At 40.6% G+C, this 24,350-nt stretch carries 14 protein-coding genes; 3 read left to right on the forward strand and 11 right to left on the reverse strand.

Annotation, left to right across the window (positions count from 1 at the left end):
* Nucleotides 1–11: 11 nt before the first annotated feature.
* Nucleotides 12–1,517, reverse strand: coding sequence for an ankyrin repeat domain-containing protein (locus ACLCDV_RS17640; protein WP_411971778.1), 1,506 nt, complete (start codon nt 1,515–1,517; stop codon nt 12–14).
* Nucleotides 1,518–1,944: 427 nt separating this feature from the next.
* Here ACLCDV_RS17640 and ACLCDV_RS17645 point away from each other — a divergent pair, with 427 nt between their 5' ends.
* Complete coding sequence (locus tag ACLCDV_RS17645; RefSeq protein ID WP_411971779.1) at nt 1,945–2,889, forward strand: alpha/beta fold hydrolase; 945 nt, start codon at nt 1,945–1,947, stop codon at nt 2,887–2,889.
* On the opposite strand, the gene ACLCDV_RS17650 is transcribed toward ACLCDV_RS17645, so the two are convergent.
* From ACLCDV_RS17650 to ACLCDV_RS17690, 9 genes are all read right to left on the reverse strand, one after another.
* A complete protein-coding gene (locus tag ACLCDV_RS17650) occupies nt 2,881–3,942 on the reverse strand; it encodes an acyltransferase family protein (protein WP_411971780.1) in 1,062 nt (353 codons plus the stop codon). The two genes, ACLCDV_RS17645 and ACLCDV_RS17650, sit on opposite strands and share 9 nt — an antisense overlap.
* A gap of 67 nt (nt 3,943–4,009) precedes the next feature.
* Entirely contained in the window at nt 4,010–5,110 is a 1,101-nt protein-coding gene (locus tag ACLCDV_RS17655; RefSeq protein ID WP_411971781.1) for a family 43 glycosylhydrolase, read from the reverse strand.
* Nucleotides 5,111–5,151: 41 nt separating this feature from the next.
* The gene (locus ACLCDV_RS17660; protein ID WP_411971782.1) at nt 5,152–7,626 is read right to left on the reverse strand and encodes a glutaminase domain-containing protein; all 2,475 of its coding nucleotides are present in this window, start codon (nt 7,624–7,626) and stop codon (nt 5,152–5,154) included.
* A gap of 90 nt (nt 7,627–7,716) precedes the next feature.
* Nucleotides 7,717–9,561 carry a glycoside hydrolase family 2 protein gene (locus ACLCDV_RS17665; protein ID WP_294346044.1) on the reverse strand — a complete coding sequence of 615 codons (1,845 nt, stop codon included), beginning with the start codon at nt 9,559–9,561 and terminating at the stop codon, nt 7,717–7,719.
* Nucleotides 9,562–9,599: 38 nt separating this feature from the next.
* Nucleotides 9,600–11,645 carry a beta-L-arabinofuranosidase domain-containing protein gene (locus tag ACLCDV_RS17670; protein WP_411971783.1) on the reverse strand — a complete coding sequence of 682 codons (2,046 nt, stop codon included), beginning with the start codon at nt 11,643–11,645 and terminating at the stop codon, nt 9,600–9,602.
* Between the two features lie 2 nt (nt 11,646–11,647).
* Nucleotides 11,648–12,322, reverse strand: coding sequence for a DUF3823 domain-containing protein (locus tag ACLCDV_RS17675; RefSeq protein WP_411971784.1), 675 nt, complete (start codon nt 12,320–12,322; stop codon nt 11,648–11,650).
* A 10-nt stretch (nt 12,323–12,332) separates the two neighbouring features.
* Entirely contained in the window at nt 12,333–14,159 is a 1,827-nt protein-coding gene (locus ACLCDV_RS17680; RefSeq protein ID WP_411971785.1) for a RagB/SusD family nutrient uptake outer membrane protein, read from the reverse strand.
* Between the two features lies 1 nt (nt 14,160).
* Nucleotides 14,161–17,352, reverse strand: coding sequence for a SusC/RagA family TonB-linked outer membrane protein (locus ACLCDV_RS17685; protein WP_411971786.1), 3,192 nt, complete (start codon nt 17,350–17,352; stop codon nt 14,161–14,163).
* A 201-nt stretch (nt 17,353–17,553) separates the two neighbouring features.
* Entirely contained in the window at nt 17,554–18,714 is a 1,161-nt protein-coding gene (locus ACLCDV_RS17690; RefSeq protein WP_317665334.1) for an aldose epimerase family protein, read from the reverse strand.
* A 173-nt stretch (nt 18,715–18,887) separates the two neighbouring features.
* On the opposite strand from ACLCDV_RS17690, the gene ACLCDV_RS17695 reads away from it, so the two are divergent.
* Nucleotides 18,888–22,040 carry a two-component regulator propeller domain-containing protein gene (locus ACLCDV_RS17695; RefSeq protein WP_411971787.1) on the forward strand — a complete coding sequence of 1,051 codons (3,153 nt, stop codon included), beginning with the start codon at nt 18,888–18,890 and terminating at the stop codon, nt 22,038–22,040.
* A 2-nt stretch (nt 22,041–22,042) separates the two neighbouring features.
* Nucleotides 22,043–22,822, forward strand: coding sequence for a response regulator (locus tag ACLCDV_RS17700; protein WP_317665330.1), 780 nt, complete (start codon nt 22,043–22,045; stop codon nt 22,820–22,822).
* A 52-nt stretch (nt 22,823–22,874) separates the two neighbouring features.
* On the opposite strand, the gene ACLCDV_RS17705 is transcribed toward ACLCDV_RS17700, so the two are convergent.
* Complete coding sequence (locus ACLCDV_RS17705) at nt 22,875–24,161, reverse strand: glycoside hydrolase family 76 protein (RefSeq protein ID WP_411971788.1); 1,287 nt, start codon at nt 24,159–24,161, stop codon at nt 22,875–22,877.
* Between the last annotated feature and the right edge of the window lie 189 nt (nt 24,162–24,350).

The raw sequence follows: 24,350 nt of genomic DNA on the forward strand, positions 1-24,350 counted from the left end.
TGTATCTAATTTTATTTCAAAAAGTCAAGCTGCACATTGGATTTAGACAAGAAATCGTTTTCTTTCGCCAAATCATAAGCTGTTTCATCGAATTCTGTTTTCAATTCCTTTTTTGCACCAAGGGAAACCAATGTTTTTAGCAAGGAATCGTCTTTCGCTATGAGAGCTGCCTTATGTAGTGCCGTCGTTCCCTCTTTATCCTGTGCATTAATATCTGCTCCAAGTTCGCTGGCTTTCTGGATAAGTTTCACATTCTCTTTCGCTACGGCCAAATGATACAATGTACTACCATTTTTTTGCGGAGCTACAACGTCCAATCCATTCGTCTTAAGGATCGCTAATTTTTCTTTAAACTCATCTCCCTGTGAAGCATTACCCTGTCCACTGGGTCTGCCGCCCTGAGGCAATTCTTTGTAGGAATTAAACCAGTAAAAAGCCAAGTTATTACCTTCCTTATCCAATAGCTTGATATCGGCTCCATCTTTAATCAACAATGCCACGATTTCGGGAGCTCCATTCGCCACAGCCTTGGTCAATGCAGATTCGCCTTTTTCATTTACGGCATTTACGTTCTTCGCTTTAGTAAGCAGCAGCTCGACCAATTTAGCATCCTTACCACTAGCAGCCACCATAAGCGCTGTATTTCCTTCGTTGTCCGCTTTTGCGACATCTACACCTTTATCCAAAAAATAATTGATCACGGCCATATCTGGTCTGCGAACTAAAGCATGTAGCACTGTCGCTCCTTCTTTATTTACAGCCTTGGGATCCAATTTGAACTTTTCAACCAAATAGGTATAAACCGGCAAACCATTCGATGCTTGTCTGGAACCCTGAGTCGCAAAAAATAACGCATTATTGGTTGGTTTTACGCCACGGGCGATGAATTTCTCCATGAGCTCAGTATTTCCAAGTTTAGCCGCATAATCCGTCACCGTGCGGCCCGACTCGTCTTTATCTTGAATAGATAATCCTTTTTTAATGAAATAATCCGTCAATGCAAGGTCTTTGTCTGTAGACGCTGCGAGCATCATTAATGTAGCACCACCTTCATATTTTTGTTTGGGATTCACACCAGCTTTAAACAAAGCATCATATACGGCAGTATTTGTATTTCCTGTCGAAGCTGCATAAGCAATAATTGGGTAACCATGGCTATCTTGGTAATTGACATCCGATCCTTTTGCAATTAAAAACTCGACAAGCTCTGCATTTCCACTTGACGCTGCCCAATGTAAATAACTACGGCTGTGATGGGTCTTCTTCGTTACACTATTCCCTTCTTGTTCGATCATAAACTTGACAACATCCGTCGGAGCGCCATTTAATATCGCCATGGTGACTGGATCAAAGGATGCCGCATTAGGCTGAGAAGGACTATTTCCTTTGCTGATTTCTTCTTTAACAATTGTTAAGGTAGGTTTACCTTTCCAAAACTCGCCGTTCATTAACGAATTTGTTTGCGCCTGTGCATAAGTTGCAGCAAATAATAAAGCTGCTAAAAGTGTCTTTTTCATCCTTTTTTTTGTCTTTTGAAGGTGATGAAGTAACATGGCCTATTCATTTCCTACTCAATTATTCGGCAAATTGAGCTTCAGTCATACGATAACTTGGGTCGAAATATTTCGTGCTGGTTTCATCAGAATATAAATGTAAATGCGTATATTTTAAGAACATGGAAGCTTTCCGAATTCGATTTTGTACAGCAATTTCTGCATACAGAGAAGCCCATGTTTAAAATAGAATAGCTACTTTATTTAAATTAATTCTAAATTAATGCAAATCTAAAAAATATTCCCAAACCACAAAAATTAATCATGCTAATTTTCATGGAACAACTGCCCTGAAAGCCTTTCGGTCTCATCCGAACAAAATCGGAAAGAAGATTGTTAAACTTGCAAATGCACTAAAATTATCTTAGTTTACTTAAAATAAAGAGGTATAATGAGCAAGGTAGCTTCCCATTTTTATACAATCAGCGCGACTACTGAAAATGAACATAAAATTTTCTATCGTTTGTATCTACCCGACGACAATCAGATCGTGGCAACAATACTCCTGGTACATGGCATGCAGGAGCATAGTGGTCGGTATGAAGAATTGGCCAATTATCTGACTACACAGAATTTTGCGGTTTTAACCTACGATCAATTGGGCCATGGAAAGACAGCACTAAATGCCGATCAATTAGGGTATTTTAAACAGCATGGAGCTAAAGAACAACTCATTGATGACGCCATTACAATGAGTAATTTCTTACGAGAAACCTACTCACAACTGCCCCAATTTATTTTAGGGCATTCCATGGGATCCTTTGTCACACGCTGCGTTTTACAAAAAATTGGCCAGCAATTTAAGGGGGCCATTATCGTGGGGACAGGCCAACGTCAAAAAGGTTCCACAGCTTTTCGCCTTTTACTCACGCTGCTCAATAGTATTGCCCCAAAAAGAAGAAGTAAATTGATCAACCGTATTTTTGACAAGCGCAATAATGCTCAATTTAAGAACGAGCCCAACCAAAATAACAGCAATTGGTTAAGCGTAAGCAAGACAAACCGTATTTCATTTTTGGAAGATCCACTTTGTGGGGGATTATTTACCAACAATGGATTTCATACCGTGTTAGACCTTTCCTTGCAAGCGACAGATATCGAAGCTACCAAGAATATCCCCAAAAATCTACCAATTCTATTTATCAGCGGACAGGATGATCCAATTGGAGATTTTGGAATGGGCGTTGAAAAGAGCGTAGCGCAGTTAAGCGCACAGGGCCAGACCGATATAACCATTAAATTATATGCAGGCATGCGGCATGAAATTCTCAATGAAGACTGCAAAATGGAGGTATTCCAGTTCATCAGTACCTGGATTCATCGCCATTTAGTTTAGTTTCTGGCTGTAATATTTCCGAATAGGCTCATCTAAATATTTAAAGACCAATAAAGCGAAAAAAAACAACGACAGTATTCCAATTATAATAATCACAGCCATGTGCTTATTCGATGGGTGATGGATTTCCACATAGCTCATAAAAATCCAGATAAATGGATAATGAATGATATAGAGCGGATAGGAAATATCACCTAAGAACTTGCATAACTTCTTTACACCTCCAAAAACAGGTAGTCCGCCTATCCCCAGCATGAGCAATAAAGGAAAATAAAAGATAACGACAATAGGATCGATGTACTTACCATAAACTTCAGAAAATGGAATGAAAAATACGACAGCAAGCAGACCAAGAACACTGAAAAAAGGTAGCTTGTTCGAAACAGCCCAGTTCGACCTAAAAATAAGTAGTCCCATCGAAAACGAAAACCATAATCGAATTCCCCCAGCCCAAAAATTATCTGCCCCAAAACCTACAGCTAAATAGCCGGAACGAAATGATTCGGCACATAGCGCTGCCGCACCAAGGAGCACTATTCCCCAAAGAACGTTTTTTGGAATCCGTACCAAGATCAAAGCATAGGCGATATTGGCGATATACTCCCAAAATAGCGACCATGTAGGTGGGTTTAAATGGAAAAGATTAAAATATCGCTCTGGTACAGCTGGGTATGGAATCAACGTTATCCCACTAATGAACATCCCTATCTTCTGTAAGACGGAAAATGAGCCAGCCAAATTACTGAATGGGTCGTAAATAAAGGCCAATAAACCAATTAATGTACCGATGATAACCAATGGGTGCAATCTTAGCAAACGCAAGAGAAAGAATCGTTTTAGACCAATTGTGACCAGTTTCTGATCATAGGCATAGGCAATTACAAAACCCGATAAACAAAAGAAGAAATCAACGGCTAAATAGCTATGTGAAATAAAACTATTGTGATAATCCGGTTGTGCAATTTCCATAAAGTGAAACAGTACGACTGCAACTGCGGCCACCCCACGCATGGCGTCAAGAAGTTCAAAATGTTTCTTCGTTTGATGTATCATATTTTTTATGGACAGCGAAAATCCAGCCCCACTAAGGCAGACCATCCGCTGCTAGCTATTGAAAATTCTATTTAAAATTAAACGTTGGGGCCCGTTGCGCTGCAACACTGCTGGTTGCCCCTTCAATTTTGGGCCAGTCCTTATCCCAGATAATCTGATCCAAAAATAGCATCCGACGATTTCCCCCCGTCGCGACACGAGGCCGCTTTGGGTCCATACCATGATAGAGTATCCAATCTTTTCCCTTATCGTCTGTAATAATGCGCGAAGTATGACCTGTCCCCACAAATTGATCATTTCCCTTTAATAACAACGTTCCACTCCCCCGCTGTGTAAGATTACGGCCCTCTTGATCGATATAAGGTCCCTTCAGTTTGCGGGAGCGACCTACAAGAACATGATAACTGCTTTTTTCTCCTTCACAACAGGAGCCTTTGGATCCGATAAAGTAGTAATATCCCTTCCGTTTATGGATCACGACAGCTTCAAAATCCCCAGCAGCAACTTTAAATTTTTTATTTAAATCGGGTACCGCGGTCCCATTTTCATCGAGTTCAACACCATATGTTCCTTGCGTATTCGCATCACTAAAACTACCCCAAAACAGATAATTCTGCCCATTTTCTGTAAAAAAATAAGGGTCTATTGAATTCGGTACATCGATCTCCTTGCTATCAAAAAGTTTACCTTGATCGATAAAGGGGCCTTCCGGTCTATCTGCTAGGGCTACACCGATACCGGGGTTGGGGTCTCCCCATGTTGAATAAGCATAATATAAGATATACTTACCATTTAACCTCACCACATCTGGTGCCCAGATTCCCCCCTCGGCTTTCCAGCTCGGTTTTGAGCTGAAGGCCGTTCCAATCCAGGTCCAATGGGCGAGATCAGCCGATTGTAGAATAGACACCAAACGCTGTCCCTTTCCGTCGCCCCAATTGTCGGCTGTCCCGTACGCATAGAACATTTTGCGCTGAGGGTCTCTAACGACTGTAGGATCAGCAAGTATAGGCTCAAAAACCGGATTGCTGTAGCTCTTATGCTGAGCCGTAGCATTTGTTATTTGACCCGACTGCTTAACTGAACCTGGAGAGCTTCCGCAGGAGCTCAACAAGTTCAGTACGACAACTCCGCCGATCCAATATCTGAACAACATTGCATTCAACATCTTATTATTTTTTTATATTATTTTCTTCATCACAGGAAAAGCTATTTTGCTTTTCTCAATTTCTCTTCCAACATTTTGATAAAATAGCCCCCAACAACGGATCTTGCTTTAAATCCAGCTCTCTTAGGACGATCTGTATACGTCCAATCCGACATGGGAACACGGTCTGTTGTTTCGTTCATAAAATGGTAGACTGGCTTTAAAAATGCCTCAAAGGTAGGCTTGTCATTTGCCATGGTAGCCGTCCAAATAATCCAGTCGGTTTTGGTATAAGGCTGACGATTGTCCAGGGGAAGTCCGTATTTATTTTGTTTGCCGAGATAGTATTTCATTTCAGTTTCACGAATAGAGGGGTCAAAAATATCCATCTTAAGCAATTTATCCCAGACCATATTATACTTTTGGCTCCAGGTTCCGGTTTTATCAAAAGTCAACTTATAGTGATCTCCATCTTCAGCCATCTCTTTCCATTTCATAGCCATTGCTTTTGCTTCGGTCAGATACTTTTTCGCCGTAGCCTCTTCACCAAGCATTTGGGCTAGATAACCGTAAGATGCAATACCTAAAATAGCTTTAATTGATAAATTGGCATTATGTGCAAAATGGCCCGCGAAATCATCTGTGCACAACTGATTTTCGGGGTCAAGGCCTTTATCTACTAAATAATCTACCCAGGTAGACAACACTTTCCAATGTTTTTTGGCATAAGCTGCATTTCCTTCGACCTTCGCTAAAGCATAAGTTAATATCAACATATTTCCCGATTCTTCGACAGGCATATCCCCACCGTAAGTTTGGCCATTCGCCAAAGGATAGGTCCCAACATCATGCGCAGCAAAAGGTTTTGTCCACTTATTGCTTTCACTATAATAAAAAATGGCGTTCATTAGTGCTTTTGCCAGTTCCGGATTATAGTAAAGGAAAATCGGTGCCGAAGGATAGGTTACATCAACAGTTCCTATTGACCCATTGCTATCATTTTCTTTGGACAGTAAAAGCAGATCGCCATTGGGTGCTTTTACAAGTTTATGGGCGGCGATTGCCTGCCGATAGGCCAGGGCACATAATGCGGCATAGTCCTCACCTCCGTTACGCAAAGCGGTACCCCATAGGTCGGCATCAAATTTATCAGCAGCCTTTTTGAGAGCCGTATACTCTTTGTCGGCCAGTTCAAATTGCTTCTCAATGGAACTATTTCCATTGGTATTCCAATAAGGTCGTAAATTTTGTCCAAAATATTGGATGGAGTACAGGTCATCATACCCCAACAAGATCTTATCCTGGTAGCTTGATGAGACATCAAAAGTTTGCATCAGTGCCAATTGTTGTCCTCCATTTGAAGAAGAGCTATTTTCACTTTTCAGAAAATTAGACCGTAATTGATGGCTACTTCCGACCGCGGACTTTGTCTTTGATTTTGCGCCAGCCATATAGAAATACCCCCAATCGATCCGTAGGTCGTCACCTTTCCTTCCTAGAACCTGCTGGCTTTTGCTTCCTGTCTTTACAAACTGGAGATTTCCTGAAACAAAGGAACTGCTTGCAGCATCTTGAAGTGGAGAATTCAGTGCCCAATTTGGTGCTGCCTCCAAATAAAGTTGCACCTGATGTTTCTTGCCATCCTTCGCATGGACCGTATAGGAAAGATAATTTACGGGTCTTGCCATTAAGTCCAATTTATCCAGAAACATCGGTGCAGTAAATGTAATATTTAAATCGACCGGCCCACAGTTAAACGAATAATGTGTTTGTGTTGCCTGTACATTGGAAACAATCTGCTTCGCTTCATTGTCAAATTGAATACTACCTTCTTTTTCTGTAAAGAGTCCAAAATCAAAGTATCCGTTCGCTACCCTATTATAGCAATAACCCGCGAGTATATTTTTTCCTTTCTTCAATGTTTTCACGACATGATCGGGCAGCTTGACCCGACTATTTTTACCAGTCGAATTACCTGTATTAACAACCTCAATCCCGTTGACGTACAAAATAGCGTCATCGTCATGTGTAAATTCGATATATACGGATTTGCCTGTAAGATCCTCACTCAGTTCAACTTCCCTTCTAACCCAAATTTTAGGTTCCTGCCAATCAGTCTCCACATTGGGTTCTTTATCCTTGGTACCGAATGGCGCTGCCCCCGTCTTCCATTGCCGTGCATCAAATGAAGGTTTCATCCAGTCCGGGGCGGGTTCATTGACAACATAACTTCCGATCCAAGCCGCATGTTCACCCATCCGTGCCAAAGGCAAGAGTTCAGCTTCTTCTTTACCTAAGAAGCGATAGGATTTCCCATCCACTTTAAGTACGCCCAATAAGGGGAAGGATTTTCCGGTCCAATGGCGTACAACGTCCGCATTCAATTCGTTGCTATAGGACCAGGCACTTGTATTGGGGTCAATTGTTACTAAAGGATAGGCAGGCGCGCGAAGATCATTCTTAAGGACTTGTTTTTGTGCAAACGAAGATACCGATTGACATACAATAGCCGTTGCAATTAGTAATTTTAATTTCATTGAGTTTGTATAAAATAGGTTTAGGTTGACAGGTATATTTTCAGCGATAAATTTAGGCCGCAACCCGAGTTGCGGCCATATCGCTATCAATTATTTGGTAGGTGCATGATAAAGCGCCTGATGTGCAGCGTTCAATTCTGCTTCAGGCATTTTGACAACTTTACGATCATAGGTCATCAAACCATTTGTTTCTACTTCCACATCTGTTGTCTGTGTATAAACAGCGGCAGACAATCCCATAGGAATTAGACGTGTCAAGTCATGGATAAGACGTTTATAGCGCTCCAATAATTCCGTTTTATTTTTAAAACTTTGGTATCCCCAGTTGTCTTTCTGCTGCCAGGAGTGCCCATCGATCGGTAATCCCAGACCACCAAATTCACCTAAAGCAAGCACTTGCTTAGCGCCGAACAAATTTGGATCAGGCATGGCTGCATCGGGATAATTGTGGATATCCAAGATATGTCCAGTTTCCATAAAGTTACCACCGCTGGCACTATTGACGAGTCTTGAAGGGTCATTGGCCATTGTCCATTCCGTTATTTCCTTCGTTTTGAATTGCCCCCAAGCCTCATTAAACGGCACCCAGATGACAATACTTGGGTAATTATGCAACACTTCCATAATGGTTTTCCATTCTTTTCTGTAGTACCCCTCAGATTCCTGCGAACGTACTTTATCCCGATTACCGCCTGAAATCTTTCCCGGTTGCATATCCCAATGGTTTCCGCCAAGATCACCACTAGGCATATCTTGCCAGACAAGCATACCTATACTATCACAGTAACGGTACCAGCGTGCCGGTTCTACTTTGATATGTTTACGGATCATATTGAATCCCATTTCCTTTGTTTTGACAACATCAAACTTCAGCGCTTCATCCGTAGGTGCTGTATGTAGACCATCTGGCCACCAGCCTTGATCCAATGGACCATATTGGAAGGTAAACTTATTGTTTAGCATTAAACGTTGAACGCCATTTTCGTCTTTCTGCATGGCTATTTTCCGCATGGCAAAATAGCTTTTCGCCTGATCTACTACTTTTCCTTTTCGAATCAGCTGAATTTCTAGATCATAGAGCTTAGGGTTACTTGGCGACCATGGCTCCAGATTAGGTACCGAAAGATCGAAAGATGTATTCGGTTGTCCGGTTTGTTCTTTAATAACCTTTCCGCCATCCAATGCACGCACTTTTATTTCGTCACCGGCTTGACTTCCTTCTACGGAAGCCTGAAAGGCCAAGACTCCATCGTCCAGACGTGGAGTCTGTTTGGTACGCACAATGTACGTTTGGGGGACACTTTCTAACCAAACGGTCTGCCAAATTCCCGTCACTGGTGTATACCATATACCATTCGGCTTGTTCACCTGTTTACCCCGTGGTTGTGGACCATCATCAGTCGGGTCCCATACCCGAATGGCTATTTCCTGTTTCGCTCCTTTCTTTAGGAAGCTTGTCACATCCATCGAAAATGGATCAAAACCACCTTCATGTCTTCCGACCAATTGGTTATTTACATACACATCACATTGCCAATCTACGGCACCGAAATGCAACAGGACCTTATTTTTATGGACAGACTTGTCCAATGTTATGGTATTATTATACCATAACGCTTTATCTTTCCCGACCTCTTTACCAACACCGGACAATGCCGATTCAATAGCAAAAGGAACAAGGATATTTCCGTCCCATTGACGAGGAATCTCTTTAGTACCTACTGGAGTGACAGCATATTTCCATAGCCCATTTAAATTCTGCCAGTTATTGGTTCTGGTTAATTGTGGTCTTGGATATTCAGGATGTGGCTTTTGTGCCGTAACTTTCTCGCCCCAAGGAGTTAATATATGTGACCCTGCGGGTTTCCAATCCTGAGCAAAGTTCAATTGTGCTGCCATCATCAAACTGGCAAAAAGTAAGGTTTTCTTCATCATAAAAAATCGTTAAGTCATTTATTTATATCGTATTTATACTATTTTACAGTTGGAAAAGCAGCAATGCGCAAACGTGCTGCTCCCATGGGAATCAGTTCAACTTCCTGCACCGCACCCTTGCTTTCCACCGGACTCAGAGGCAATACGCCCGTTAGTCCATTTTCATCAATTTTCCATCCATCAATACGTTTCGCTTTCACAAGAATCGAAATAGGTACTGCTTCTGCGTCAAAAGGAAATGCATCTTTAGGCCATGGTCGTTTGACCACTTTTAGTTGGTCAACAGCTTGTAGCTGATTTTGTACAAGTCCGTAATTCCAGTCACTTGCAGGAAGGATTTCATAAGATGGCCATTTTGATGGATCTGCAGTCTCCTGCCATTTAGAATCTCCAATTGCTGAAGCCTTACTATCCTTTTTTACATAATTCTCTTTGATTTTGAGTGCATAGGTCAATGGTCCACGCTGGATACTAACTGAATTTTTATTGGCCGTCCATGTTTTCAGATCTATGGTCATCGGTAAGGAGAGTTCGACCTTGTCGCCGTCTTTCCATTTCCGTTCAATCCGAATATATTTTGCTCCAGCTTCTATAGCCTGACTTTTACCGTTAACCGTTATTTTGGCTTGTTTCGCCCAGGCAGGTATACGGAGATAAAAGGGGAAATCAACTGTTTTACCCTGTGTGCTTATTTCAAATCGCAGCGATTCTTCAAACGGATAATTGGATTCTTGTCTGATCTGAATGGCTTGATTGTTTCCAACTTTGATTTCAGCTTTTGATGCGGCATAAAGTACTGCCGTAACACCATTATCATTCGTTGCCATATACAGATGCTCCGCATAATATGGCCAACCCTGACTGTGATTATGCTGACAACAACGTGAACTGAAGGGGTTCATCATTAAAAATGGCCCATTATTATCAATCCCGGGAGCATGATTATGGCTATCGCTGATAGTCATATTAGGGCTCGTGATATAGCGTAATGCTTTAAAATCGGCTGTCACAGCGGCTGGGTAGGTATTAAAAGCAACTTCCTCCGCATGATCCGCCCAAAAAGGATCGCCTGTTATCCCGAGAAGGATTTCATTGGAAGCCATCTGCTCCACCATTCCACAGGTTTCCACTCCCTGACGGGGATCAGTATATCCCGGACGTGCATTTTCATCGGCACCGAACATGCCACCCGGAACCTGACCAAATACTTGTCTGACGAAATGAAAATTATTGTAGGTTGCGTTAAGATCTGTAGTCGACTGGCTTTTCAGATAATAGGTTGCTGGCTCTCTAAAACACTGCGCTACGTTGACATTATGCCAATTGGGCAAATCATCTTTCTGCCGCCAATTGGCTGTATTCCGATGGATTTTATCCGCTAAATCCATCAACCATTCATTACCTTGTGTTCTGTTATAGAGCCAATATACAGATAGCAAATTGTCACCACCACGACTGTTTTCCCAATAATCCTTGAGAAAAAAACTATCCGGCAAATTGGCCTGCCATTTAAAATAATTGGTCATCAACGTTAAAACACGCTGGTCACCGCTATATTCATAATAGGACTGCAAACACCATAGCATCAACATATTCCCCCAAAGATCTGGTTTGTTATTACGCAGGATCAATGGTCCAAAGTATCCATCAGGACGCTGGCTTTTTAGCGCAGCCTCTAACCAGATTTTTGACTCTGCTATTATCTTAGGATCTTTCAAGATGTAGCCCAAATTAGCGTAGCCTTTTAACCAATAAGGAACTTCTTCCCAGCCATAATCTCCTTTCCCATCCGTACTTAACCAAGCGTTATTTTTCTTCGACAGCCAGGCACTAATTTCTCCCAGATGGCCTGTAAGACCATCTTTTTGCAACTCGAGGTACTTCCCGAGCCAACCTTCGGGCACGATACTACCCACCGGCAACTTCAGCAGGGCATTTTGTTTTAACGGAGCCCTATTGTTTATATATTGTGAGTTGTTACCTGTCAAAGGTAATTGCTTTACGGAAGTCGCAATTCCGGATTGCGCCGACGCAGCTAAACCAAGCCCCATCAATAAGTTTAAAAAGCCAATTTTTTTGATCATTGTTATTTCAATTTCTTAGGTGAACTATCATATAGCGCCTCGGTGATACCGCTTATCTTCAAGCCCACACGCGCATACACTGCAGCACTCTTGGTCAAAATATCTTTGATATCCAGCTCCAGATCGACATGCCCCGAACTACTTCCAGTTTTATCCATTTTATAGGTATATTGACCCAAATCCACGAATTTTGTATCATTGACCAATAAGGTGGCAAAATCAATCGTTCTTGAAGCATCTATTGTCTTGACGTCAAAAGAAGCTTTCAGCATATTCCCTTGAACATTATAGGTAATATTACTTATGGTATAATAAGGTTTAACCGGGTACTCGATGCTTGTATTGCCCCGCACATCAACCAGCACTGTATCCGCACTATTCAGCCAGGGGCCATTTCCGCTGGTTGCCACCAATTTGTACCGCCCGTCGAAGAGTTTTGCCGCAAATGAACCGTCCTGCGTCACATACACATTAATAGCAGATCGAAGCGGAAAACCATCTTGCCATAGCTGAAGTGAAACGGACTGGTTTGATCCTCTTACTCCTAGAGGTTCTGAATTGTAGGTTACACGACCGTTCAGTGTACTTTTAGGGGCATCATAGTTATCTTTGCCACAAGCAAATACACCTACGATCAAACACAAACTGACTATTAATTTACAAAAAAAAGTTTTCATAAGGATAATGCTATTGATAAGGATTTCGAACTAACTTCGGATTATTATTGATCCAAACTTGATCTATGAAATTATAATAGTTCTGATATTTAAAATTTCGTGGATAGAGCGTATGACTCGATTTCTGTTTCTCAAAAACCCATTTACCATCGTTCGGATCCCCAGGAGCATATATTCTGTAAGGAAATAGCGCATAGTGTACCGCATTGTAATTATCAGCACTTCCGTTCCAGATTTCGTGTGCAATCCGCAAACGCTTCAGATCCCAATAACGATGATCTTCGAAGGCAAATTCAACTCGGCGTTCCTGAATGATATCATTCAAAGAAATAGTCGTTAATGGCTGTATCCCCGCGCGCTCCCTGATCTTGTTGACATATCCCGTCAGCTCGGCTTGTGATTTACCAAGTTCAAGTCCTGCCTCTGCGGCAATCAGCAGAAATTCGGCATAACGAAAACGAACAAACCAAATATCCGACCCACGACCACGAGTAGAAGCATCTTTGTTTTCGTCAATAAACTTCCGGATATTAAATCCCGTCTTGTTGATATACATATCGTTGGAAGTCGTGGGGCCATCTTTACTTGTAATAATTCCTCCGAATTTGGAATCTGAAGTACCGGGTATTGCGGTCATCGTCTTCCAAACACCTCCTTCTTTATATCTAACGCCTGCTTGGTAAGTGATTTTGGTACCAGCAAAATCAGCACCAGAATAGATTACAGTACCATACAGGCGGGCGTCTTTATGGGCAAATAACTCTTCGGGATTATTGTAGTAAATGTAATCTCCGGTAGCAGTCTTCGTTTTCAATGCTCCATTTCGATCATCTGTATATTCAAATGCTTCCACCAAATTTAAAACAGGCGTAACAAAGTTGGCATCAATATCTCCACGGACGGATGAGGCAATGTTATTGTTGGTAAAAAAATGTGTTTCACCTGGATACGCATAATCCTTGGCCCAAATAACTTCATTGCTACTTGATTTTGAACTTACAGCAAGATAGAAGTTCTTTCCTTTATCGGCATTTCCATTATAGAGGGCATAAGGGCTATTGTTGATAATATCCAATGCGGATTCGTAAGCAATCTGGTAATATTTATTGGCTTCCGCTGCCGGAATCCCCACCTCGTTACCTGCTGTTTTGACGTCTGGCGTTTTATAGTTATACTTCGCTATTGAGGCGGCGTATAGACCAGCCCGCGCCTTAAGTGCCAAAGCTGTCCATTTATTAGCTCGCGCGGAACTTATTGTTTTCTCTATACCGAGCATTTTAGCCGCTTCGGTACATTCGCTAATCACATAATTATAACTTTCTGCTTCTGTTGATCGAGGTATCTGCAACTCTGCCGGATCCATACCACCCGTATAATCATAGATCTTATCCCCCACTAAGGGAACTCCCCCCAAACGCTTGATCATATTAAAATAAGTCCAAGCACGAATAAATCTGGCCTCACCTTCAATGCTCTTTTTATTATTTTCGTCCAATGATGACTGACGAACACCTACGATAAATTGATTCAGATTGCGAATAAGTTCGTAGTCGTACATACGCCAAAAGTCATTCGGAAATTCCTGCATTGTATTGGGACCACCGCTTGAAAATCCGGCCTCATCTAACATCGCAAAAGATCCATTGTCACCAAATTGCTGTCCCCAGCTAATCCGCCCATAATAATTCGCTAGCACAGATTTTATCATATTCTGATCCGAAAATATCTGATCGTCCGTAAAAATAGCCTGTGATTCCCGTTCCAAAAATTTATTGCAGCTTGAAAATGCACATATTAAACATACACCCAATAAAATAACTTTCTTATTTATCATCATATTAAAAAGTTAAAGTAACACCAACGTTTATAACTCTATTTGTTGGGTACTGAACGCCCGAATCACTTGTGATTTCTGGATCGATCTTCATATCACCCAAATTATCTATGCTAAATAGATTCTGCATCATGGTATATATCCTCAATTTCTGAATCCCTCGAGGTTTCATCCATTTTTCTGGTAAAGTATATCCGATCTGCAGGTTTCTTAATTTCAAATAGTTGACATTGGTAAGCCAGAAGTCGCTATGCCAATAATTACTATGATCTCTATTTCCTTTAATTAATGTAGGGTACTTTCCTGGGATCAAGGCACTATTTGGATCCGTAATATCGCTCAGCATCCACTGGTTTTCCATATAGTATTGCGGATTGTTGCCGCCATCATGGAAAGGGAAAACAGCCTCATAACTCGGATTAAAGGAAGCAAAAGCTGCTCCGGTGAAATCCATCGCCAAATCAAATCCCTTGAATTGACCGCCAAGGTTAATTCCGTAATTGAAATAAGGAAGACCACCTTGGCGATATCCAATTGGCCGTTCATCCAGCTCATTGATTACTTTATCGCCATTAATATCTTCATACTTAATATCCCCCGGGCGTAATGATGAGTTACCTTTACGGTCATTGTCTACATCATAATTTGCAATTTCTTCCCACGACTGGAATTGTCCAATGGAATGTAATCCCCAATTGAGAAAGGCATAACGGTCATAGATTGATTTTCGATACTGATCCAAAGAGTTTCCAAAACGTGGTTTATATTGTTCGCCGTCTGTTTGCCGGGCGAAAGTGAAATTACCGCCTACGAAATAGTTAAATCCATTGACGCTACTCCGCCACATCAATGATCCATCGATACCTTGGTGAATATCTGAATTCAGGTTTTCATAAGGTAAACTAAAACCTACTTCATTCGGTATCAATACATCTTCTCGCTTGGCGGGCAGCCCTGTTCTTTTTCGCCGGAAGATATCTACCGAACCTGTTAATTTACCTTTTAGTGTGCTAAAGTCCAAACCAACATTTAGCATATGGGCCTGAATCCAAGAAAGCGTTTTAACCGGAAGACCACGAGCCTGAGAACCAATAACATATTTTCCGTCAATTGTTGAACCCACGATATTTTGATAGCCATCACGGACTGGTTTTCGGAAATAATTATATCCACTTAAATAACCAAAAGCGAAATATTCCCAGGCATCCAAATTATCATCGCCCAATACACCGTAAGATCCCCTTAACTTCACATCGTCAAATACCTTTCTCATACCTTCAGACCAGAACTTCTCAGATGAAACACGCCAGCCTGCAGATACCGAAGGAAAAAAGCCCCATCGGCTGCCTGGCGCGAATTTCCATGAACCGTCATAGCGCGAAGAAAGTTCCAAAAGATATTTCTGATCATAATCATAATTGACCCTGCCTGCAAAACCCGCTCTCGCTTGCGTATTCACCCCCGTATCATTGTAAGTGTCCATCGTCTGAAAATAGATCAAACTCAACGCATTGGAGGCTGGACGATCGTGTACATACACATCTGGATTATCTCTTTTTATGGACTCAGCAGCAAGCACAGCATTGATTCCATGTTTACCGAATCGCTTGTTATAATTTAAGGTAAATTGGGTTGAGATTTCTTCAACCTGCGAAATAGATCTCTCCCGCCAGGGGTTATCCATACTAAAAGTTACTGGGTAAGTATCTGTCTTCTCATCATAGCCATATAGCTTATAGGTAAACTCCTGATTATCCATCCATTTATTCGCCAGATAATAGCCTACTGTTCCCTTAGCGATCAGATCATTTGTGATCTTATATTCCGCATTAAAATTTAACTGCATCACCCGCCATTTTTCCTGAAATGTACCGGACAGATCATAATTCAGCATCGCAAAGTTGGTTTCCGCATTGGGTGATGTCTGCGTTGGATATAAAGGATTGTCGTTGGCAAAAGGCCGTGCAGTGGGCAAGTTGCGATATATCGCAAATAAAGCTTGCCAAGTATCGTCAGCACCAGGTACTCCCGGTTGTTTACGTTGTTCGATCCGACCATTCAAATTGGCCCCAATCTTTAATCGTTTTGATACATTCGCGTCAATATTCATCTGCACATTGGTACGATTGAAGCCGCCGTAATTACGGATGATGGATTGCTGGTCTAAATGTCCCACACTCAGGTAATAATTGATTTTTTCGGACCCACCACTGACATTACCCGAAATATAGGTTTGTGGGCTGGTTTTAAGAATATAATCATACCAATCAAAGGGACGATACCCTTTCTCTGTACCCTGTTGCCACTTTTCGAGATCTGCCAACGTAAATTGTGGATGCTCAGTTCCGAGAATAGCATCAGACTGAATATAGCTTTTGATATAAGTACTGGCATCGGCTGGCTTGGGAAAACGAAACATACTCTGCCAGCCATAATACGAATTGATATTAAAGGTATTGTTATCGCCCCGCTTCCCCTTCTTTGTCGTCACCACAACAACACCGTTGGCCGCACGTACACCATAAATAGCAGCAGACGCATCCTTTAATACCGAAACCGATTCAATATCATTGAAATCTAAATTATTAAATTGTCCTTCATCCTTTTGAACACCGTCGATCACATATAAGGGTGTCCCCATATTACGGATACTGATTCCTGTTGGAGCTCCCGGACGCCCATCCGACATCCGGCTGTTAACACCGGCGATCTTCCCGACTAAGGCTCCGGAAGTTGTTGTAGCAACAGATCTGGAAATATCCTGAGAAGAAATTGCGGTGATTGCACCAGTGACAGATTCTTTCTTTTGCGTACCATACCCCACTACAACAACTTCGTCTATACGTGCATTTTCATCTTCCAAGGTGATTGCCAAGTCAGCGATTGCCATCACTTCTTTGGAAAGGTAGCCTACAGATCTTACGGTCAAAAGTTCACCGACATTGACACCTGTCAGGTTAAAATTACCTTTGGCATCTGTTGAAACTGCAGTACTGGGCTTGGATTTCAATGCGACTGTCGCTCCTACAATCGGATTGCCATCCTTATCCTTAACAACCCCTTTTATTGCTTTTTGCAACTCGATCCCCTCTGAAGAACCTGGAATTAAATTAGCTCCCTTTGCTAAGGGGATAAAACTGCTCGCACAGCAGAGCAATGTAGCAGATATTGGCAGACATTTAAGACCCTTAAACATACCTAGATTGATTAGTTTGTATAATTGATTTGTCCAAAATTAAGGTATATTCAATCGTATGGACTTTCGTTTTTTCTCAAAAAACTGCCTATTTGTATCAAATAAATAAAATAGACCTAAAACGTTTTAAAGTCTATTAAAAAGAGAAAGTACACCTCTTTTCAGTGGTGTACTTTCAAACCAATCATTATTAAATATGTATTATTTTACCGAAAAACGATACAGGGATTTCGTTTGATAAACTTGCCCGGGGGTTAGGACAGTTGTTGGAAAATTAGGTTGGTTTGGGGCATCCGGAAAATGCTGCGGTTCAAGACAAAAAGCTGTGCGAAAGGAGTCTTTTTTCCCATTCTTCAATTGCACTTGTTCGTTCATAAAATTACCGCTATAAAATTGTATTCCAGGTTCTGCGGTCAGAATATCCATCACAATACCCGATTTATCTCCAATCACATGGGCTGCTTTGTACCACTCGCCATCTTTCTCCTTGCTTAAGACAAAGTTGTGATCATAGCCCTTTCCAAAGCTCAGTTGCTGATCATTGGCGTTAATATCTTTTCCTATTGGTTTCAAGCCTGTAAAATCAAAAGCTGTTCCCTTTACCGGTGCCAATTGCCCTGTTGGTATGAGTGTACTATCCACTGGTGTGTATTCATTCGCAAACAATTGAAGCTGATGATCCAGAATTGTACCACTTCCCTCACCGTTTAAATTAAAGTAAGCATGGTTGGTCAAATTGATCACCGTCTTTTTATCGGAAGTAGCACGATAGGCAATCATCAATTCATTATTATCGTTAAGTGTATAAGTCACTTCCATCTGGATGTTCCCTGGAAAACCCTCGTGTCCATCAGGTAAGGTGTAAGCAAAAGTAAGCGACGATTTATCTGACGATTTTAATGTCCAATTGGCAAAATGTACACCTTTAAAACCACCATGCAGTGTATTAGGACCGTTATTTACCGCCAATGTATAGGTTTTATCATCCAATTTAAATTTTCCTTTGGCGATCCGATTACCAAAAGGCCCTACAATAGTACCAAAAAATGGTTCTTTGGGATTATTATAATCGGCCGCTTTAGAAAAGCCCAAAACAACATCGCATAACTCACCCTTATTGTCAGGCACCCATAATCCCACTAAACGTGCCCCAAAATTGGTAAAATAAGCTTGTACGCCATTTTTATTGCGCAATTCATATAGATAAGCCTGTTTTTGATCAATAGTTCCGCTAAACTGTGCGGTATCCATGAAGGTCGATAAAGAATCTGCTTTTGAAGTTTTAGAACCCGTCGATTGCTGACAAGACACACAAAATGCCAGCATTGCAGAAAGACCAAGCAAGGTCAAATTTCCTCTCATTCGTAATATTTTAAATGGTTTATAATCTTTGTTTAGATAGAACGTACGTCCTTTTCTAGATTTTTTATAATTTTAACGCTTACAATATATAAGCTAAAGTCTTAAATTTTTCAGAAATTTTAAGATTAAATTGTTTCATTTTAGCACTATTTTGTATCAATAACCAAATGATCATGATCAACCTAAAGCCTTTACGTCTTCTATTTTTTCTGTTGCTCCCCTCGTTGCTCCACGCGCAGCCCTATTATTTCAATCATTATCAAATCAATGAAGGATTGTCTAACAATGCTGTCATTTGTAGCATGCAGGATAGTCAGGGTTTTCTTTGGTTCGGTACAAAAGATGGGTTAAATCGTTTTGATGGTAATAATTTCAAACATTTTGATGCGTCAAAATCTGTAAAAAATAGCCTGGGTGGTAACAATATCATCTCATTGAAAGAAGATTTTCGAAAGAGAATTTGGATAGGTACAGATCAGGGAATCTATTGTTACAACCCCGTCGATGAACAATTTAGACTGCTGAGCAAACAATTTGAAAATGCAGATGTCCCCGTTATTATTACCGATCAACGCAAAAGGATCTGGTTTATATCAAATGGAATGCTCTATTGCCATGATTTAGTTAGTCATGCAATTCAACAATTTACAAAATCAGACCTTTATATTACCTCCATCAGTTGTACAAAAAATGGGAATGTTTTTTTCGGAACTCCTGAAGGAAAAATCTTCCAAATAGGTCCTTCGGGAAAACCTGTACTCATGCTTGACTTTCAAGCAAAATATGGGGCGAAGGATTGGTTTAGCATTGAAAAAATCACTGAAAATCGAGAAGGAGACTTATTGATTGGTACTTCAAAAACTGGCGTTTATAGCTATCACTTTCAAGATAAATCCCTCAAGTCCATACTTGGCCCGGATCAACTGCATCAATTTCTCTATGTCAGAGATATTTTACAGCCAAATGATCATGAATATTGGTTTGCAACGGAGTCTGGCCTCTTCATTTATCAAATTGCAAGCCGACGTTACGTCAACATTCAGAAAGAACAAGAAAACCCTTGGGGCATATCTGACAATGCCATTTATAACATCCTGCAGGATAAGGATGAGGGTATTTGGCTGGGAACCTACTTTGGTGGGATCAACTATTATCATAAAAACAATAGTATCATCGAAAAATTCCTCCCACAAGATCGCCCCGGGAGTTTAAAAGGATCTGTCGTGCGCATTATAAAAAAAGATATCGATCACAATATATGGATAGGCACCGAAAATGGAGGATTATCCAAACTGGACATCAAGTCGGGTAAAATTCAAAATTTCTCCGATAAACAGGGGAATCTCGCGAATAACAATATACATGGTATTCTCCCTCTTGGTGATAAACTATTGATCGGTACCTTCGTCAATGGTCTGGATATTTTTTCACCAAAGCTTCAAAAAGTAATCTATCATATCGATCGCAACAGTGCCACATCGTCCGATCTCCAAAGTAATTTTCTCTTTTATCTCTATAAAACTCGAAAAGGAGAAATTCTCGCGGCCTCAACGCGTGGATTATACCGCTTTGATCTCGAAAAAAAATCTTTCCATCTAATTGATAATGTCCCTGAATACATGTTTTACACGTCTATTTTGGAAGATAAAGAGGGAAATATCTGGGTAGGTACATGGCGCGATGGGCTATTTTGTTATCATCCTAAAACAAAGTATTTCAAGCATTTTACCCATAGCCAGAACGATCCCAATTCTTTGCCTAACAATAGGGTCAATAGCCTATTTGAGGATTCAAAAAATCAAATTTGGATCGCTACCGAAGGAGGAATGGCTAAGAAAAAATCAAAGCAGGACAGTTTTGAAAACATTGGTCTGGAAGAAGGAATGCCCAGTAACGTAACGCTCGCATTTTTAGAAGACAAACAACAGAACCTGTGGGTGAGTACCTCTAAAGGGCTTGTGCGTTATCATCTTCCTAATGGTAAAAAAAGGATCTTTAACCTGGAGTCAGGTCTACCGACGATTCAATTCAATTACAATTCATCTTTTGACGACGACAACGGAAACTTCTATTTCGGTACCATCAATGGCCTTATACGTTTCAACCCCGCAAAGCTAAACCAAATCAACTACAAGAATCAAATACCGATTTATATCACTAATTTTTACATCAACAATAGAGCGATCAATCAATATATCGATCCAAATATTCTATCTAAATCAATCTTATTTACTAAGAATATTAAACTAAAACACGACGAATCATCCTTCAGTCTTGATTTCGCAGCATTGCACTACCAAGCCCCCCACTCTATCCATTATAGTTATAAAATGGACGGTCTTGACGACAATTGGATAGACATAACAAGTAATCAACGTGCTTATTTCACCAAGTTAGCTCCTGGTAATTATATTTTTACTGTAAAAGCAGAAGATCCAAATGGTAACACAATACCCACCTTTGCTAGTCTTAAAATCACGATTCTCCCTCCCATTTGGGCAAGTATACCAGCCTTTGTTTGTTATGCATTGATACTTTCTGGACTTATTATATTTATTATTCATCATTTCAATGAAAAGATCAAACAACGCAATCGACAACACCTTCTAACTGTACAAAATCTACGTGAGCAAGAACTCTACCGTTCAAAAATCAATTTTTACACCGATGTTGCCCATGAAATACGCACACCGTTGACATTGATCAAGGCCCCCTTAGAGAAACTTATGGATAAGGTAGATCACAATCCTGTAACAGACAAGCTGTTATTGACCATGCAGAACAATACGGAGAAGTTGATTGCACTTAGCAATCAGTTACTGGATTTTAGACAGGTCGAGACGGAAGGATTCAAATTACACTTTGAGTCAGAAAACATAAGCCAAACGGTTCAGGAAATCATCAACAATTTTACGGTCACACTCCAGGCGCAGGGAAAGCAGATGGTCTCGCATATTATGCCAGATATCATAGGTCAGGTCGATATCGACGCTTTCGACAAGATTTGTTACAACTTATTGAATAATGCCCTTAAATATTCCTCATCCTATATTGAAGTGAATTTGAATATGGATAAACAGAAAAATATCTTTATATTGACCGTGAAAAACGACGGAGCTTTAATTCCTTCAGAAGAAAGGGAAAGAATTTTTGAACCATTCAATCGTTTAAAGCAAAATAAGAATGTTCCCGGAAGTGGTCTAGGCTTGGCATTGACAAGATCCCTAACCTTAAAACACCAAGGTACCTTGTTATATAGTACAAACGACCTCCAATTGAACGTATTTAGCTTGACGTTACCTTTGAATCACAATACAAACCCATAATTATGAATGCCAAATCCAATTTATTATTAGTAGATGATCATACCGAACTGCTTGAATTTATTGCGGATGATCTCAATGAGGATTATCAGATAACGACGAGCTCTAATGGAAGAGAAGCCCTAGATTTATTAGCCTCTGAATATTTCGATCTGATCGTCAGTGATGTAATGATGCCAGAAATGGATGGTTTTGAGCTCTGTCAAAAAATTAAGGAAGATATCGCCTATGCACATATTCCAGTTATACTTTTGACGGCAAAAAATAGTATTGAATCAAAAATTCAGGGTTTAGAATTTGGTGCTGACGCTTACATTGAAAAACCTTTTTCGCCCGCTTTTTTAAGAGCACAAATAGCCAGTTTATTAAAGAATAGAGTTAAGGTCAAGGAATTTTTTATTAAAAATCCGATGTCACAAATTCAACATATCGGGCAAAATCAAAGTGAACAAGAGTTCTTGCTGAAGATTGAAGAAATCATCATGCAACATCTCGATGATCCACAGTTCAATGTCGATAAAATGGCCGATATTCTCTGTATGAGCAGACCTACACTCTATCGCAAAATCAATGTGGTATCCAGCCTATCACCCAATGAACTGATTAATTTAACGCGACTTCGAAAAGCCGCTGAGCTCCTCATTCAAAAGCAGCATAAAGTTTACGAAATTTCTAATCTATTGGGCTACAGTTCCGCAACTCATTTCTCACGTAATTTTCAAAAGCAGTTTGGACAGAGCCCTACCGAATTTCAGGACGCTCAAACTGCTTTATCTAAATCTTGACCGAGCAAATAGTCATATCCGAATAAAAATAGGTGTCCGTCCACGCGTGCACCTATTGTGTTGATTCAATTTGCGCTAATGTTGCAAATTGTGCTGCATATGTAAACATGAACATTCCTTCCAAATCATTCTTACTCTTATCAGCTGCCCAGCCTCCAAGCAAGTCATTCGGCAGAAATCCATCTTTCAAGAAGTGGGTATAGCCATAATCCAAGTTATCCTGAAAAGATTTTGCATAGACTCCAGCTTTGCTATAATTCGGATATATAGCAGTATATCCTCTTAATAATACGCCGTTAAACCAATTATTAAAACCATCTGTCGCATAGGTATAGTGCTCAGGAATCTGCTGCCCTAACTTTCCAAAATAAGTAAAAGTCGCATCGGCTAGTTTCTTGCCATCTTCTAAATAGCTTTTTGCTTTCGTCACACGATATAAGTCGGCTGCTCCAGAAATCATCGTTCCACTGTTATAGGAAAATGCTGTTCCAACCGCTTTTCTGAGCTGGGTATTTTTTCGGTATTGTACACCGTTGACCGTTTCATAAGCTATCGAACAATCTGGGAAACAATCCCCCATCATATCCGCATAAACACCCTTTTCGTTAAGAAGATATGCCTTTTGCCAGTCGTAAATCCTTTTAGCATAACGAAGGTAAAAATCGCTCTTCCTCTCTTTTTTAGAAATACGAGTTAATTTATCTTTTGGATCAATGGAATGCGCGACGATTTGATCTCCTTTCTTTTTATAGATTTCATACAATGTAACAAGCGGACCAATAATGGGTGCATTACTACAGGCATGCTTAGTTACATATCCTGGCCCCCAAGGAATTCCACCATGCTCATTCCCTTTCTCATCCAAAGTACAATCCCAACCATCAAGCACATAAGCAGTAAGGTATTCAGCTTCTTGCAAATAGCGTTCTTGCCCAGTCAAGTGATAAGCTTCCAAGAATTCCCGGACCAGCCACATCTGATCATCATAGACATTCAGTACTCCAGTTACATTTGCTTTTCCTTTTTCCCGGACGCGATCGACAGCATACACCGTCCATTCTTTATGTTGTGTAAAAGATGTTAGCGTAAATGTCCCTAAATAATAAGCTGCATTTGCATGAAGCTTGGCCAATAAATCCACATAGCGGGAGTAATACTTTCCGTAAAGCTCGTTATTACCCGCCTTTTGTTGCTTTTTCAAGCCGCTCAGCACAGCGTTTACAGCTTCTATGGACGCAGAGTACATCCATACACTCGCTTTTTCTTCCGATCTAGCCTGCGTAAATGGATTATAAAAACGATGCATTTTGAAATCGTCACCGGAGAAATAAACTTCCATTGATCGATCAATTAACTGGATCGCCCGTAAAAGATTTTGTTGGCTTTTATGTTGATCATGTACTGATCTTTGGCTGTGCAATTCTTGCGCACAAACCTGTTTTACACAGAGGGGTGATACTGACAGAGAAATTAGAGAGAGTGCCCAAAAAGGTCGGATGGAAAAGAATTTGATCATGATGTGGTTTTA

It is taken from the genome of Sphingobacterium sp. Lzh-3, assembly GCF_046764375.1.
GTDB lineage: Bacteria > Bacteroidota > Bacteroidia > Sphingobacteriales > Sphingobacteriaceae > Sphingobacterium.

Coding starts and splice junctions, on each gene's coding strand:
- ACLCDV_RS17700 (WP_317665330.1), top strand. CDS start 22,043: ATGAATGCCAAATCCAATTTATTATTAGTAGATGATCATACCGAACTG.
- ACLCDV_RS17695 (WP_411971787.1), top strand. CDS start 18,888: ATGATCAACCTAAAGCCTTTACGTCTTCTATTTTTTCTGTTGCTCCCC.
- ACLCDV_RS17660 (WP_411971782.1), bottom strand. CDS start 7,626: ATGAAATTAAAATTACTAATTGCAACGGCTATTGTATGTCAATCGGTA.
- ACLCDV_RS17670 (WP_411971783.1), bottom strand. CDS start 11,645: ATGATCAAAAAAATTGGCTTTTTAAACTTATTGATGGGGCTTGGTTTA.
- ACLCDV_RS17675 (WP_411971784.1), bottom strand. CDS start 12,322: ATGAAAACTTTTTTTTGTAAATTAATAGTCAGTTTGTGTTTGATCGTA.
- ACLCDV_RS17705 (WP_411971788.1), bottom strand. CDS start 24,161: ATGGAAGTTTATTTCTCCGGTGACGATTTCAAAATGCATCGTTTTTAT.
- ACLCDV_RS17650 (WP_411971780.1), bottom strand. CDS start 3,942: ATGATACATCAAACGAAGAAACATTTTGAACTTCTTGACGCCATGCGT.
- ACLCDV_RS17690 (WP_317665334.1), bottom strand. CDS start 18,714: ATGAGAGGAAATTTGACCTTGCTTGGTCTTTCTGCAATGCTGGCATTT.
- ACLCDV_RS17680 (WP_411971785.1), bottom strand. CDS start 14,159: ATGATGATAAATAAGAAAGTTATTTTATTGGGTGTATGTTTAATATGT.
- ACLCDV_RS17685 (WP_411971786.1), bottom strand. CDS start 17,352: ATGTTTAAGGGTCTTAAATGTCTGCCAATATCTGCTACATTGCTCTGC.
- ACLCDV_RS17645 (WP_411971779.1), top strand. CDS start 1,945: ATGAGCAAGGTAGCTTCCCATTTTTATACAATCAGCGCGACTACTGAA.
- ACLCDV_RS17665 (WP_294346044.1), bottom strand. CDS start 9,561: ATGATGAAGAAAACCTTACTTTTTGCCAGTTTGATGATGGCAGCACAA.
- ACLCDV_RS17640 (WP_411971778.1), bottom strand. CDS start 1,517: ATGAAAAAGACACTTTTAGCAGCTTTATTATTTGCTGCAACTTATGCA.
- ACLCDV_RS17655 (WP_411971781.1), bottom strand. CDS start 5,110: ATGTTGAATGCAATGTTGTTCAGATATTGGATCGGCGGAGTTGTCGTA.